Origin of the sequence: Bacillus cereus group sp. RP32, assembly GCF_040459735.1 — a bacterium.
GTDB lineage: Bacteria > Bacillota > Bacilli > Bacillales > Bacillaceae_G > Bacillus_A > Bacillus_A wiedmannii.
Map to the genome: position 1 here is coordinate 2,474,376 of NZ_JARVHO010000001.1, position 13,146 is coordinate 2,487,521.

Consider the following 13,146-nt stretch of genomic DNA (forward strand, 5'->3'; position numbering starts at 1 on the left):
TAAATTTTTGTTAAATTGATAGGTAATTGAGCGAACTAGCATATTACAAGTCAAGCTGAGGTGAGTTATTATGGTGCAGTCAATTGATAGAGCCATAAGTATTATAAAGTTGTTAAATTCTACTAATGAAAAAGAGTATTGGGCTATTTCTGATATAGCGGACAGAACACATCTCCCAGTTAGTACAGTACATAGATTACTTAACTCTTTAATCGAGCATGGGTTAGTTACGCAAATTTCAGAAACGAAACAGTACAAAATTGGGCCAATGTGGATGGAAATAGGATTACGTCAATTGGAGAAGGTAGACTACAGATCAGTTGCAAGAGAAGTGATGAAGCGGTTAGCCTCTGAAGTGGAAGAAAGTGTTTATTTGAACATTCCAAATGGAACACATTCTATTATCATTGAAAGAATAGATAGCCCTTTAAAAATTCGAGTTATTGATAACTTAGGGGAACAAATTCCACTTTCAATTGGTGCCGCAAATAAAACGATGCTTGCCAATATGAAAACGAATGAAATGGAACATATTGTAGAACATTTACTTTCTTCATTACCAGAACAAAAGCACATTCTTTTAGATCAAATAAAGCAAATAAAAACTGAAGGATATGCGGTAAGTTATGGTGAAAAAACAGAAGGGACAGCTTCAGTAGCTGCACCTATTATCGGATTTAATCATAAAGTAGTAGGAGCATTAAGTGTTGGGTTAATTAGTCATCGCATAAATGATGATCGACTATCTTTTCTTATTAGTAAGATAAAACAAGCAGCTCATGAAATATCAATAAAAATCGGCAGTACATCAGAACTATAATTTTGATAACTGTCGTCATTTTTTATTCATATACTGGAATTCATTTTCATAATGCGGAAAAATAGGGGGATTTATATGTCAAAGTGGCAATCAAAAGAACAATTGATTCAATTATTAAGCAGTCTTGTTGAAATTCCTAGTATTACAGGTACAGAAGCTGAAGTGATATTGCCAGACTTTGTTGTGGAACAATTATCTGATTTACAGTACTTCAAAGAAAACCCGCATCATTTGCAAAAAAATCCGACGGGGGACGGACGATATTTTGTTACAGCCCTAGTAAAGAAAAGCGATAGTACAAAAAATACCGTAATTTTAGTTAGTCACTTTGATGTTGTAGATGTGCAAGATTACGGAGTTTGGAAAGAAGATGCATTTAATCCTAAAAAGTTAACATCTATGTTTTATTCTCATAAAGATGAATTACCAGACCATGTACGTGAAGATATAGAACAAGGAGATTGGCTGTTTGGCAGAGGAACAATGGATATGAAATGCGGCCTCACATTACAAATGGCAATGATTGAGCAAGCCTGTGAAGGAAGATTTGACGGGAATGTTCTTTTATTAGCTGTTCCAGATGAAGAAGTAAACTCTGTAGGGATGAGGGCTGCTGTTCCAAGACTACTAGAGTTAGCAAGAGAACATAACTTGGATTATAAAACGGTATTAAATTCAGAGCCTATGTTTTCACGACATCCTGGTGACCAAAATAAGTATATTTATACTGGTTCTATTGGTAAAGTGTTACCTGGATTTCTTTGCTATGGTAAAGAAACACATGTAGGTGAACCATTTGCAGGTTTAAATGGGAGTTATATGGCTGCTTTATTAACGGCTGAATTAGAATTGAATACGGACCTTTGTGATGTTGTAGAAGGAGAAGCAAGTCCTCCGCCAACAAACTTACTTCAACGGGACTTAAAGGAGGATTATTCTGTACAAATTCCGCATCGTGCAGTCACATTATTCAATTTGTTTTTACTAGAAAAAACGATGACAGCTGTCGTTTCATTGTTACGTCAAAAAGTAACGAAAGTAGCAGAGAAAATAGAAGAATCATACGAGAAGCAAGCATATCGTTTTTCTAAATATAATCCGTTTATACCGCCTAATATGAAAGTAAATGTTTTAACGTATGAAGAGCTTATCGCTTATGCAATTGAACAACATGGGCAAGAGAAAATAGATGATATTCAATCTAGTATAATAAAAAATAGAGAAGATAAAGATGATCGTGCGGTAACAATTGATTTAGTAGATAAACTATCTATTTTATGTAAAGAAAAGGCGCCGATGATTGTACTTTTCTTTGCTCCACCATATTATCCAGCTGTAAGTTCACGCAACAATCCGTTAATTAAAGATGTAGTTGCAGAAATGGAAAAGTATGCTCACTACAATCATAACATTACATTTGAAAACCAAAACTATTTTGGAGGGATTTCAGATTTGAGCTATGTGGGCTTACAGAATCCACTAGATTCAATGAGTTCACTTGTAGACAATATGCCATTATGGGATAAAGGTTATTCGATTCCACTTCAGGATCTAGAAGAGTTTGACGTTCCGGTATTAAATATGGGGCCGGTAGGAAAAGATGCACATCAATGGACAGAACGTTTAGATGTAAATTACGCATTTGAAACGCTATTAGATATGTTACCGAAATGCATTGAAAAATTATTAGTTTCTAATAAAATTACACAATCATAGTAGGGAATAAGGAAGGGATAAAACTAAAATTTCAAAAGAAGATACAAATGAAATTATTGTAGTATAATCAAAAAAACGGACAAACTCAAGTATCTATGAGTTTGTCCGTTTATCATTTAGTGCAAGCGAGAGAGTATGTAATCCACCGTTTTCTAACTAAATTCAAAGCTAACGTGATCTCTTTTATAGTTTTACTTTTTCGTTTGCCCAGATAGTTCAACAGACTTTTGTGTACAGCGCTGCATTGCTGAAATAATTGCAGCTCGTAATCCTTTTTCCTCTAATGTTGCTACAGCTTCTATCGTTGTTCCGCCAGGAGAACAAACCATATCTTTCAATTCACCTGGATGTATGCCTGTTTCTAGTACCATTTTTGCAGAACCTAACACAGCTTGAGCAGCGAATTTATATGCTTGATTTCTAGGCATACCATCTAATACAGCTGCATCTGCCATCGCTTCTATAATCATATATACGTATGCTGGCGACGAACCACTTACAGATGTTACAACGTTCATTAATTTTTCGCTTACGATCTCTGTTTGACCAAAGCTATTGAAAATGTTTAGCACATCTTCTAAATCTTTTTCTGTCACCATTTCATTAGGGCATAATGCAGACATTCCTTCTCCAACAAGAGCAGGGGTGTTAGGCATTACTCTTACAACCTTTAATTTTTTAGCAAAAGCTTCTTCAGTACTTTTAATGCTTTTCCCAGCAGCGATCGTTACGATGATAACATCGTTTTTGATTACTTCTTTTATTTCGTTAATGATTGATGTGTATAGGTCTGGTTTAATTGATAAAATTAAAATATCAGCATTTTTAGCTACTTCATTGTTGTCAGTAGTTGTAGTTAGCCCATATTTTTCACTAGCATTTTTTAAATTCGTAGTGTTTAAATCCGAACAAATAATATTATTTGCAGACACTATCTTTTTGTGTAGCATCCCACCAATCATAGCCATTCCCATATTTCCGCAACCGATAAATCCAATTTGTTTATCCATAATAACTCAATCTTGCTCCTTTTATAATAAATTATATCATTTCGAAATTGCTATCTTAAAATAACAATAACATCTTTATGTAATATAAAGAAACATTCTAAGAGAATATATTCCTTTTTGCAACACCAAAAGATAAAAATCAAATATATTCGACATTATGTAAATATATACACTTTAATTTTAGGTTTTATGTTGATGAATATGAGTTAAACTTATATCGATTTGTATTTTCATTCAGTACGGTAATAATTTCATACAAGTAACTTACCGCTCTATTTATTTTTAAAAATACTTCTTGACACCAAATCAAATTATATCGCATAATATAAAAAATTAAACCGAAAATCGTTGAAGGGAAATAGTACATATGTCTTCTTGCGAAAGAGAGTGGAATTCACCGGCTGAAAGATTCCTCGTATAGAATATATCGAACCTATCCCTGAGTCTTAAATGAAAGTTTAGGCGTTCGCCTGCGTTATAGGCGCCAAGTGGATATCTATGTATATCAATTAAGGTGGTACCGCGGAACAATGACCGTTTCGTCCTTTTTATTTTATTAAGGGCGAAGCGGTCATTTTTATTTTGCTCTTAAATAGGCTAGGCGCAGCATTGAAAAGAATAGAATCGCTGCAAGCTATATGAATAGAAGTGTAATTTATAAAAAACTTTGATTTTAGACTTGGGGGATAAAAAAGTGAAAAAACAACGAATTGTTGTAAAGATTGGGAGTAGTTCCTTGGCAGATAGTCACGGAGTCATTTCTAAAGAACAACTTTCAGATCACGTTGCCGCATTGGCTCGATTGAAAGAGGAAGGGCATGAAGTTTTGTTAATTACATCTGGGGCTGTCGCTGCAGGTTTTTCGGCTCTAGGATATCCTACCAGACCTGTGACAATTAAAGGAAAACAGGCTGCTGCGGCTGTTGGACAAAGTTTGTTAATGCAGGCGTATACGGAGGAATTTCGTAAATATGGCATCGTTACAGCGCAACTATTGCTGACGAGAAGTGATTTTTCTAGAAAAGAACAATATAGTAATGCTTACGCTACTTTAGGAGAGTTACTAAACCGTTCTGCTCTACCAATAATTAATGAAAATGATTCCATCTCATTAGAGGAGCTAACGTTCGGTGATAATGATATGCTGTCAGCTTTAGTAAGCGGACTTGTTTCGGCAGATATGCTTATGATTTTTACGGATGTGAACGGTTTATATGACAAAAATCCACAGAAAAATGCGGATGCGAAAAAATATTATTTCCTTCCTGAAGTTACGGAAGAGATTGCTTCTCTTGCAGGAGATGCTGGGTCCAAACTTGGGACTGGCGGTATGAAATCAAAAATTGATGCTGCGAAGACAGCACTTTCTCTTGGTGTGAGTGTATTTATCGGAACAGGACGTGGACAAGAGAAGTTTGTAGATGTTTTGAAGGGCAAAGGTGATGGTACGTATGTCGGAAATGCCCCTCAAAAAGAGATGAAGATGAACAAGCAATGGATCGCGTTGCATTCGCTTGTTAGCGGACAAATTGAAGTAGACGCTGGAGCAGCTACTGCTATCATTCAGCATGGTAAGAGTCTTCTTCCTGCTGGCGTTACAAATGTTTCAGGATTTTTCCAAGTTGGCGATGTCGTAGAAGTAATGACGCAACAAGGGCGCGTAATTGGAAAAGGACAATGCACATATAGCGCAGAGGAATTAAGAGAGATAAAAGGTATGCAAAGTCAACATATTCAAGCAAGAGGCGAAAGGCATAATTATGAAGTCATTCATAGAGATTATTGGGTGTCACTTTAAGAATAGTGATGTTAAAAAGGAGGAAATGAAGATGAATGAAGTGTTGGCAAAGGGAAAAAAAGCGAAAGAAATTGCTAGAGAACTTGTACTAAAATCTACAAATCAAAAAAACGAAGCACTTGCTGCTATTGCTGAAAGGCTAATAGTAGAAACAGCTTATATTGTAGAGGAAAACAAACGTGATATCGAAGAAGGTAAGGCAAAAGGATTTTCTGATTCACTCCTTGATCGACTTATGCTAACTGAACAACGAATTGTTGATATGGCAGAGGGGATTAAGCAGTTAATCGAATTACGTGATCCAGTTGGAGAACGTGTAAGTGAATGGGAGCGACCAAATGGACTATCTATTCAGGAGATGCGTGTACCACTTGGTGTTGTTGGGATGATTTATGAGGCAAGGCCAAATGTAACAGTAGATGCTGCTACAATTTGCTTGAAAACAGGAAACGCAGTTATATTACGTGGTAGTTCTTCTGCTATCAATTCTAACAAAGCCATCGTTTCCGTTATTCACCGAGCGCTTAAACAAACAAGCTTGCCAGAAGAAAGTGTACAGCTTATAGAAGATACAACACGGGATAGCGCAAAGCAGTTGTTTACAATGAATGATTACTTAGACGTTCTTATTCCAAGAGGTGGCAAACAATTAATTGATACGGTAGTGAGAGAAGCTTCTGTTCCAGTACTTGAAACAGGTGCAGGAAATTGTCATATTTTTATTGATGAAACGGCAGATAAGCAAATGGCAATTGATATTATTATAAATGCAAAAACGCAGCGTCCATCTGTATGTAATGCCATTGAAACGATTGTACTTCATGAGAAGTGGGCACAGCAATTTGGTAGCGAGCTGTTTTCAGTTTTGAAGGAAAAAGGCGTGGAGCTACGTGGTGATCAGAAAGCATTGGCAATCGATTCGTCAATTGTACTTGCTTCAGAAGAAGATTGGGAAACAGAATTTTTATCACTCACGTTGGCAGTGAAAGTAGTTTCTTCTATAGAAGAAGCGATTCATCACATAAATACGTATGGTTCTATGCATTCCGAAGCGATTATTTCAGAAAACGAGGAAAACGTCAGCAAATTCTTCACAGCTGTAGATGCGGCTGCACTGTATCATAATGCATCCACTCGTTTTACTGATGGATCTGAATTCGGATTCGGCGCTGAAATTGGCATCAGTACACAAAAGTTACACGTAAGGGGACCAATGGGACTACCTGCATTAACTTCTACTAAATACGTGATTCGTGGAAATGGTCAAATTCGAAAATAAAAATAAAAGACACTCAATTCGATTGGGTGTCTTTTATTTTAAAGAGTATTTACCATACAAATAGCCCAACAAGCATAGCGCTTAATAAGGAAACAGCCATTCCGCTCACAAGAAGCTTCCAAACATTTTTCCCGATGACTGATGATTTTTCGCCGCCAAATAATGAATTGTAAGTTCCATAAATCATACCTACTGTACTAAAGTTAGCAAAAGAAGCTAGAAATGTTGTGGCAACCGCAACCGTATGCGGTTGTAAAGACTTTAAGTTTGATTTTAAATCCATCATTGCAACAAATTCATTCGTCGTTATTTTGATCCCCATTAATTCAGCTACATACATCGCATCACTGCCCGATAGACCGAGTAAAAAAGCAAAGGGGCTAAAGATAATGGAGAAGATTTTTTGAATTGTTAAACCTGTGACGAAAAAGCCTAAAATTCCATTTAAACATGCAGTTAATGCAACATAACCAATTACCATAGCTAAAATAACGATAACCATATTCATCCCGACTAACATACTGTTTGAAATAGTAGAAAAGAAATCTTTTTTTTCATCTTTTGAAGGTGTATATATGACATCTTCTTCTTTCGTAATTTCTACAGGATTTAAAACATTGGCTAAAATTAATGCGTTAATACAGTTTAAAGGGATTGCGCTGAAAATATATGTTGCTGGAACCATTGATAAATAAGCGCCAAGAATGGAGCCGCTAACGCTACTCATACTCATAATTCCAAAAGTTAATAAACGATTATCTTTTAAAACAGATAACTGATCACGAACAACCGCAAGTGCTTCGGTGTTTCCTAAAAACATCATTTGAATCGAAAAGAAGCTTTCTAACTTTGGTAAACGAGAAATCTTTGAAATAACGGCACCTACTTTATCAATAATCCAAGTTAAGATTCCAAAATAAGAAAGAATATCAAAGAAGGTGATAACGAAAATGATAGGAAGTAATGCGCTAAAGAAGAAATCAATTGTTTGATTTTCCATAGCGGAAGGAAAGGCAAACCGAATACCTTCATTCGCGCATGACAGTAGCCAACTGAAAAATGACGCAATTTTATTAATGATAATACTACCGAGCTTCGTACCTAACATAAACCACGTAATAAAGAGCTCTAATATGATTAGAATAACGATTGGTCTCCATTTTATTTGTTTTTTATTAGGCGAACATAGGAAAACGATTAATATGACAACGAAAATCCCTAACATATTTAATATAAAATACATGTCAACAACTCCTTGAAAGTTATTATTTGTATATAAAAAAGCTCCTATTCTTCTTAATTTAGAATGAATGTATTTCAACTTAAATTTCATTAATTCTAAAAGTATAGAAGGTATAATTCGATGAAAATAGAATTTAATATATAGTAAACAGGGAGGGGATAAAATGGAGGTCTATCACATAACGAGTAGAAAGAGGGAAACTTACCATGTTCAAGTGAAGTATTCGATACTTTTCGAATGCGCACTTGGCATTGCGGCAATCACTCATAAAAGGTTAATCGATACCCTTGAAAAGAGTCAAAATGAATGGGAAGAAATTAAGGAATCATTAACAGAAGAAATGAGAGAGCACTTACAGTTTGTAGAAGAACATAATACGTGGAAAGCGTTACTTCAGTTGTTGTATAAAGAGGATTTTCAGGACTTAGCACAGTTTTATGCTAAAATCGATTCGCTTTCAGAAGTAGATTTGAAATATATATGCTTACCGTTTTTAGGTGAGAAGCATGAAAAGAAAAGATATTTAGCAGCAAGTGGAGACGTAACTGCAATATATGAACTAGAGGAGCTGACACAAGATCATCAGTTTTTCTCTACGTATCTTCGTTTTATATGTAATATCGATGTGCAAAAACTAAAGGACCATTTAGTAGCCGTTATGACAGGGTGGTATGAGAGTGTTATTCAGAAAGAGGAGGAGCAAATACTTTCTATATTACAAAGAGATTATGAAGCGAAAAATGAAATGAATAAAAAGATGAAACCAGAAGAGTTTGTCGAGTGGGCGACTGGCGGTGTGAACTATATGCCAGAACCAAGTGTTCATTATGTACTTCTTATCCCGCAAATGACGTACAGACCGTGGAACATTGAGGCGGATATTGAAGATACGAAAGTATTTCATTACCCAGTCGCAAACGAAAGCATCCATCCTGAAGATCTATATGAACCGAATTATTTTTTAGTTCAAAAACATAAGGCACTTGGGGATGAAGCGAGGTTACGCATTGTAAAATTGTTGTTCGAACAAGAACGGACTTTGCAGGAAATTACAGAAAGACTGCAACTCGGTAAATCGACTGTACACCATCATTTGAAATTGTTACGTGCAGCGAAGTTAGTAGATATACATGACGGGAAATATGTATTGAGAAAGAAAGCAGTACAGTCGTTAGCGAAAGAATTAGATGCGTTTTTAAATAGATAATATGCAACTAGAATGCACATAGAGGGAGGAATTTAGTAGAAAAGTTGGTGTGTGAAATTGAAAAATGTATTGAAAAACCGTTCGTTCTTTTATATGTGGATTGGCAGTGCAATTTCAGAGTTAGGCGGGGCTTTCGGAACGTTATGTAATTCGATTCTTGTTTACGAATTAACAGGATCAAAAACAGCATTAAGTAGTATGTGGCTACTATACTTTATCCCATCTCTTATACTACAACTAATAAGTGGCCCATTTATTGATAAATGGAGCCGGAAGTGGATTATGATTTTTTCGCAATGGGTGCGCGGGTCTGTATTTTTATTACCTTTGGCGATGCTAGTTACAGGTAATATAGAAGTTTGGCACATTTATGTTGTTCAAATTGTAGTGGGACTTATTACACCGCTTTATACACCTGCAAGTCAAGCAATTACACCGAGTATTGTAAGCAAAGAACAACTTCAAGACGCAAATGCATATATTGATGGAATGACTCGTCTTATGATGTTTCTTGCGCCTGTATTAGGCGGAGTAGTCATTCATTTAATTGGAACAGAACTTACATTATCTTTCGTATGTATGTGTCTATTTGTTAGTGGCGCTTTCTTACTTTATATAAAAGAAAAGAGAACTACAACAGATATAAGAAAAACGTGGATAGAACAATTTATTCATGGTTTTACATACTTTTTCACAAAACCAGTTATCGTTTGGCTCGGTCTATTTCTTACTTTCGTGCAATTTGGAGTTGGGGTAACGATGGTTACAAATCTTCCTTATATAAAAGACGAGTTGTCCGCAGGCTATGCGGAGTTTGGTTATTTTATGGCCGGTTTCCCGCTTGGTTATGTAATTGGATCTATACTAGTTGGCAAAGTAACATATAAAAGCCGGCGTATGCTTATGCTTGGAGGATTGTTTTTAGGAGGACTCACCTACATTTCTCTAGGGTTCAATCATAGTATAGTAATTGCGGTGTTCATTGAAGTAGTTGCCGGTATTTGCATTGCCTTTTTTAATGTTCATAACACAACAATATGCCAACAAACAGTACCAAACAATATGATAGGGCAAGTATTTTCAGTGCGATTATTTTTCATACGATCCGCTATGCCATTAGGTGTGTTATTAGGAGGCATACTGAGTGAAATGTGGGGAGTGAGAGCACTATACTTGATCATCGGTGCGATTATATGTGTCACCTCTTTAATAGGAATATTACTTCCGTATTTCAAATTTTTAGATCAAGTGATAGAAGAGAAATCAGCCTAATTCAAAAAATTAAAACTTTATAATTGAAAATAATTATCATAATCAACTATAATAGAAGAATACTAGTAATCGTATTATAAAGAGGGAGTGGGATATATGTTTATTGAAACGAAAACATTTACAGTAAAAGAAGGTACATCAAATATAGTTGTAGAACGTTTCACTGGAGAAGGTATTATTGAAAAATTTGAAGGCTTCATTGACTTAAGTGTTCTTGTGAAAAAAGTAAGACGCGGCGATGAAGAAGTTGTCGTTATGATTCGCTGGGAATCTGAAGAAGCATGGAAAAACTGGGAAACGAGTGAAGAACATTTAGCAGGTCATAGAGCGAGTCGTGGTAAACCAAAACCAGATCATATCATTAACGTGGATCACGCAGTTTATTATGTAAAATCATCGAAAGCGGCTTATCAACAGTCGTAAAATATAATTAAAGGTAGAGGATATTTGTTTATTAATAAACAAATATCCTCTTTTTTTGACTTATAGTAAAATATGGATGTGATATATATTTAATTGTTTAGTTATAAATGGAGGTAAATGAAATGAAAAAAATGTTATTAATGACAGCTTTAGCGGCAACATTATTATCAGCGTGTAGTAATAATAATGTGAAAGAAGAAGTATCTAAGAATGAGGAAGAAAAACGTGAAAGTAGTGCAAAAATAGTAGAGCAGAAAGAGTATATTATTATTGATAAGAATTATAATGAAATATTTCTAAAAGATGCTAACTCAAATAAAGAAGAAAGTGTGAAGGTAAGTTTAAATGATTTAAATTCAACAAAATGGGAGGCACCTGTAAGAAACGGTATCCCAGATATAGGTGATCATATTTCTTTGGAAAAAGAAGAGGGTAAATATACACCTACATTAGTAAAAGATCTTGTTGGTGAAATAAAATATGATGGTACAATTAAATACAAAATTTTAGAAGCAACTAATAAATTAGTAAAGTGGCTTCCACTAAATAAAGAGAACAATGGAGGGGGTGTTCCACCAGAAATGGTAAAAGTAGTGAACGCTTCGAAAATAAATGCTGGAGATATTGTTACGATTCAAGATAAAACAAAAAGCAGTAAAGACGCAATTGTATATGAACTAACAATTATTGAATAAGTATGTAGAAGATTATAAGAGAACTACAATATATTTAGGTAACGAATAACTTCATAATAATATGTTTGGAGGTTACGAATGTTAGAAGCACAAATATCTATTAAACATGAACAACATAAAAAATTAGTGCAAACCATAGTAGCTGAAATCTTATCTATAAATAAGATAACTGGATTTATGCTTATCGGATCTGTCGCAAGAGGTGATGCATATCCGGATTCGGATTTAGACTTCTATATTCTTTTAGAAGACGGACAAAAGAAGAAATTTCATTCTGAAATGAGAGAAGGTATTTTAGTTGAATATAAATATGCTGATTGTAATCAAATTCAAGTAAACTTTAAAAATAATCCGATGGAACTATACTCATTTTTAGAAGGGAAAATTTTGTTTGATAAAAGCGGCGAGTTGAAAAAGTTAAAGGAAATAGCTGCATATGAATTTGAAAACTATCGTGTTTCTAGCGACAAAGTGAAAGGTATTTCTCATTGGTTGCGTAGTTCGCTCATTAAAATTCAGTCTGCTTTGAAAGCACATGATGAGTTAAAAGCTTTATACATTGTTCATACGTCAACTTGGACATTGTTAGAAGGGATATGGGCTATTAATAACAAGCCTACACCGCCAGCGGGATCTGTTTTAAGGTATATACAAGTGTTGCCTAATAAACCAATTCATTTGGAGGCATTACTTCATAAACTATTTGTAGGGGATACAATAGAACGTATTGAATCGGCAATCGTGTTAATGGAGTGGGTGTTATATAAATGATTTTGTCTAATTATGTAAATATATCGATATCTTCTGTCGGGTTATCGATATATCGAAAAGCATTGATGTAAATTTTATACATCGTATAAGTACAAAATAAAAGAGCGTAATCTAGTCTGATTTTCAACTAGATTACGCTCTCTTTAATCCAAGCGAATTTCAAATTCAAGTACAGCTTGATCTTTTCTAAACGGCATATTGAGTTCTTTAAATCGTAAGCTTATTCCAGACAAATTATCAGGAAGGGCAGGAGATATAACGAAATGATGACTAAAATGTCCATCAGTGCCACCACCACCTTCTGGCCAGCAGTCATATGTATCATCTATTGATAATTGGAAGAAACTATGAGGCTTATTTTCATTAAAAACTTCATCAGTGGAATCCCAATCGCTATATAAATAAACTACACTAGCATTTGCATATTGCCGAATAAAAGTTACGGTATACATGATACCATTATGTTCATAAGATTTAAAAACAGGTATATGTTTTTTGAATGTAGTTGGTTCGACGCGAGGTTTAAATTCACCTTCGTCCATCATGGAAGAGAATAATGAATTTAGATAGTCTGGATAAAATCCGTATTGCTTTGCCCATTTATAAATGGCTTCATCATGTGGAAAACCTGGATCACCACCTGAAAGTTCTTTTCGTTCTTTTAATAGGGCACAAATTTTTTCATCGATAGTATATAACCTTTCATCGTAATAATCAGTAGGCCGTTCAAAACCCATTCGTTTCATAATCATTCCTCCTTTTCTTTATTTTAACAAAAAGAAAGTGCGATACATTTTTAAATGTAAATTTAAACTCATTCATAAATCAAATATTGTAGACTTAAAATGAAGTTTGATAACAAGGTCTATTTAGCAGAGGAATTGCTTATGCATAAAATAATAATAATGTATG

Annotated in this window: 12 protein-coding genes and 1 other annotated feature; of the genes, 9 read left to right on the forward strand and 3 right to left on the reverse strand. The window is 34.8% G+C overall.

Going from position 1 to position 13,146, the window contains the following annotated elements:
• Nucleotides 1-70 precede the first annotated feature (70 nt).
• Entirely contained in the window at nucleotides 71-820 is a 750-nt protein-coding gene (locus QCI46_RS12750; protein ID WP_327959970.1) for an IclR family transcriptional regulator, read from the forward strand.
• A 75-nt stretch (nucleotides 821-895) separates the two neighbouring features.
• Nucleotides 896-2,536: a M20/M25/M40 family metallo-hydrolase gene (locus QCI46_RS12755; protein ID WP_353840429.1), complete on the forward strand. Its 1,641-nt coding sequence runs from the start codon at nucleotides 896-898 to the stop codon at nucleotides 2,534-2,536.
• Nucleotides 2,537-2,727: 191 nt separating this feature from the next.
• Here QCI46_RS12755 and proC read toward each other — a convergent pair whose 3' ends face one another.
• Nucleotides 2,728-3,546 (reverse strand): pyrroline-5-carboxylate reductase, encoded by an 819-nt coding sequence (gene proC, locus QCI46_RS12760; RefSeq protein WP_353840430.1) that lies wholly within the window; start codon nucleotides 3,544-3,546, stop codon nucleotides 2,728-2,730.
• Between the two features lie 339 nt (nucleotides 3,547-3,885).
• Nucleotides 3,886-4,096, forward strand: a binding site (T-box leader).
• A 144-nt stretch (nucleotides 4,097-4,240) separates the two neighbouring features.
• Between proC and proB the strand changes: the two genes are divergently transcribed.
• Both proB and QCI46_RS12770 read left to right on the forward strand, forming a co-directional pair.
• On the forward strand, nucleotides 4,241-5,344 hold the full coding sequence (proB, locus tag QCI46_RS12765; RefSeq protein ID WP_075307612.1) for a glutamate 5-kinase: 1,104 nt from the start codon (nucleotides 4,241-4,243) through the stop codon (nucleotides 5,342-5,344).
• A 31-nt stretch (nucleotides 5,345-5,375) separates the two neighbouring features.
• Entirely contained in the window at nucleotides 5,376-6,623 is a 1,248-nt protein-coding gene (locus QCI46_RS12770) for a glutamate-5-semialdehyde dehydrogenase (RefSeq protein WP_327959967.1), read from the forward strand.
• Nucleotides 6,624-6,672: 49 nt separating this feature from the next.
• Here the strand turns inward: QCI46_RS12770 and QCI46_RS12775 are convergent, their stop codons facing one another.
• On the reverse strand, nucleotides 6,673-7,866 hold the full coding sequence (locus QCI46_RS12775; RefSeq protein ID WP_353840431.1) for a nucleoside transporter C-terminal domain-containing protein: 1,194 nt from the start codon (nucleotides 7,864-7,866) through the stop codon (nucleotides 6,673-6,675).
• A 163-nt stretch (nucleotides 7,867-8,029) separates the two neighbouring features.
• Between QCI46_RS12775 and QCI46_RS12780 the strand changes: the two genes are divergently transcribed.
• From QCI46_RS12780 to QCI46_RS12800, 5 genes are all read left to right on the forward strand, one after another.
• The gene (locus tag QCI46_RS12780; RefSeq protein WP_353840432.1) at nucleotides 8,030-9,073 is read left to right on the forward strand and encodes an ArsR/SmtB family transcription factor; all 1,044 of its coding nucleotides are present in this window, start codon (nucleotides 8,030-8,032) and stop codon (nucleotides 9,071-9,073) included.
• 51 nt (nucleotides 9,074-9,124) lie between these two features.
• Complete coding sequence (locus tag QCI46_RS12785) at nucleotides 9,125-10,345, forward strand: MFS transporter (RefSeq protein WP_353840433.1); 1,221 nt, start codon at nucleotides 9,125-9,127, stop codon at nucleotides 10,343-10,345.
• 96 nt (nucleotides 10,346-10,441) lie between these two features.
• Complete coding sequence (hmoA, locus tag QCI46_RS12790; RefSeq protein WP_000469503.1) at nucleotides 10,442-10,768, forward strand: heme-degrading monooxygenase HmoA; 327 nt, start codon at nucleotides 10,442-10,444, stop codon at nucleotides 10,766-10,768.
• Between the two features lie 107 nt (nucleotides 10,769-10,875).
• Complete coding sequence (locus QCI46_RS12795; RefSeq protein WP_353840434.1) at nucleotides 10,876-11,463, forward strand: hypothetical protein; 588 nt, start codon at nucleotides 10,876-10,878, stop codon at nucleotides 11,461-11,463.
• 78 nt (nucleotides 11,464-11,541) lie between these two features.
• The gene (locus tag QCI46_RS12800; protein ID WP_353840435.1) at nucleotides 11,542-12,234 is read left to right on the forward strand and encodes a nucleotidyltransferase domain-containing protein; all 693 of its coding nucleotides are present in this window, start codon (nucleotides 11,542-11,544) and stop codon (nucleotides 12,232-12,234) included.
• Nucleotides 12,235-12,377: 143 nt separating this feature from the next.
• On the opposite strand, the gene QCI46_RS12805 is transcribed toward QCI46_RS12800, so the two are convergent.
• Nucleotides 12,378-12,980, reverse strand: coding sequence for a hypothetical protein (locus QCI46_RS12805; RefSeq protein WP_353840436.1), 603 nt, complete (start codon nucleotides 12,978-12,980; stop codon nucleotides 12,378-12,380).
• Between the last annotated feature and the right edge of the window lie 166 nt (nucleotides 12,981-13,146).

Bases quoted from the DNA above. Each gene is read 5' to 3' on its own strand.
- QCI46_RS12805 (WP_353840436.1), bottom strand. From the start codon at position 12,980: ATGAAACGAATGGGTTTTGAACGGCCTACTGATTATTACGATGAAAGG.
- QCI46_RS12775 (WP_353840431.1), bottom strand. From the start codon at position 7,866: ATGTATTTTATATTAAATATGTTAGGGATTTTCGTTGTCATATTAATC.
- QCI46_RS12795 (WP_353840434.1), top strand. From the start codon at position 10,876: ATGGAGGTAAATGAAATGAAAAAAATGTTATTAATGACAGCTTTAGCG.
- proC (WP_353840430.1), bottom strand. From the start codon at position 3,546: ATGGATAAACAAATTGGATTTATCGGTTGCGGAAATATGGGAATGGCT.
- QCI46_RS12770 (WP_327959967.1), top strand. From the start codon at position 5,376: ATGAATGAAGTGTTGGCAAAGGGAAAAAAAGCGAAAGAAATTGCTAGA.
- QCI46_RS12755 (WP_353840429.1), top strand. From the start codon at position 896: ATGTCAAAGTGGCAATCAAAAGAACAATTGATTCAATTATTAAGCAGT.
- hmoA (WP_000469503.1), top strand. From the start codon at position 10,442: ATGTTTATTGAAACGAAAACATTTACAGTAAAAGAAGGTACATCAAAT.
- QCI46_RS12750 (WP_327959970.1), top strand. From the start codon at position 71: ATGGTGCAGTCAATTGATAGAGCCATAAGTATTATAAAGTTGTTAAAT.
- QCI46_RS12800 (WP_353840435.1), top strand. From the start codon at position 11,542: ATGTTAGAAGCACAAATATCTATTAAACATGAACAACATAAAAAATTA.
- QCI46_RS12780 (WP_353840432.1), top strand. From the start codon at position 8,030: ATGGAGGTCTATCACATAACGAGTAGAAAGAGGGAAACTTACCATGTT.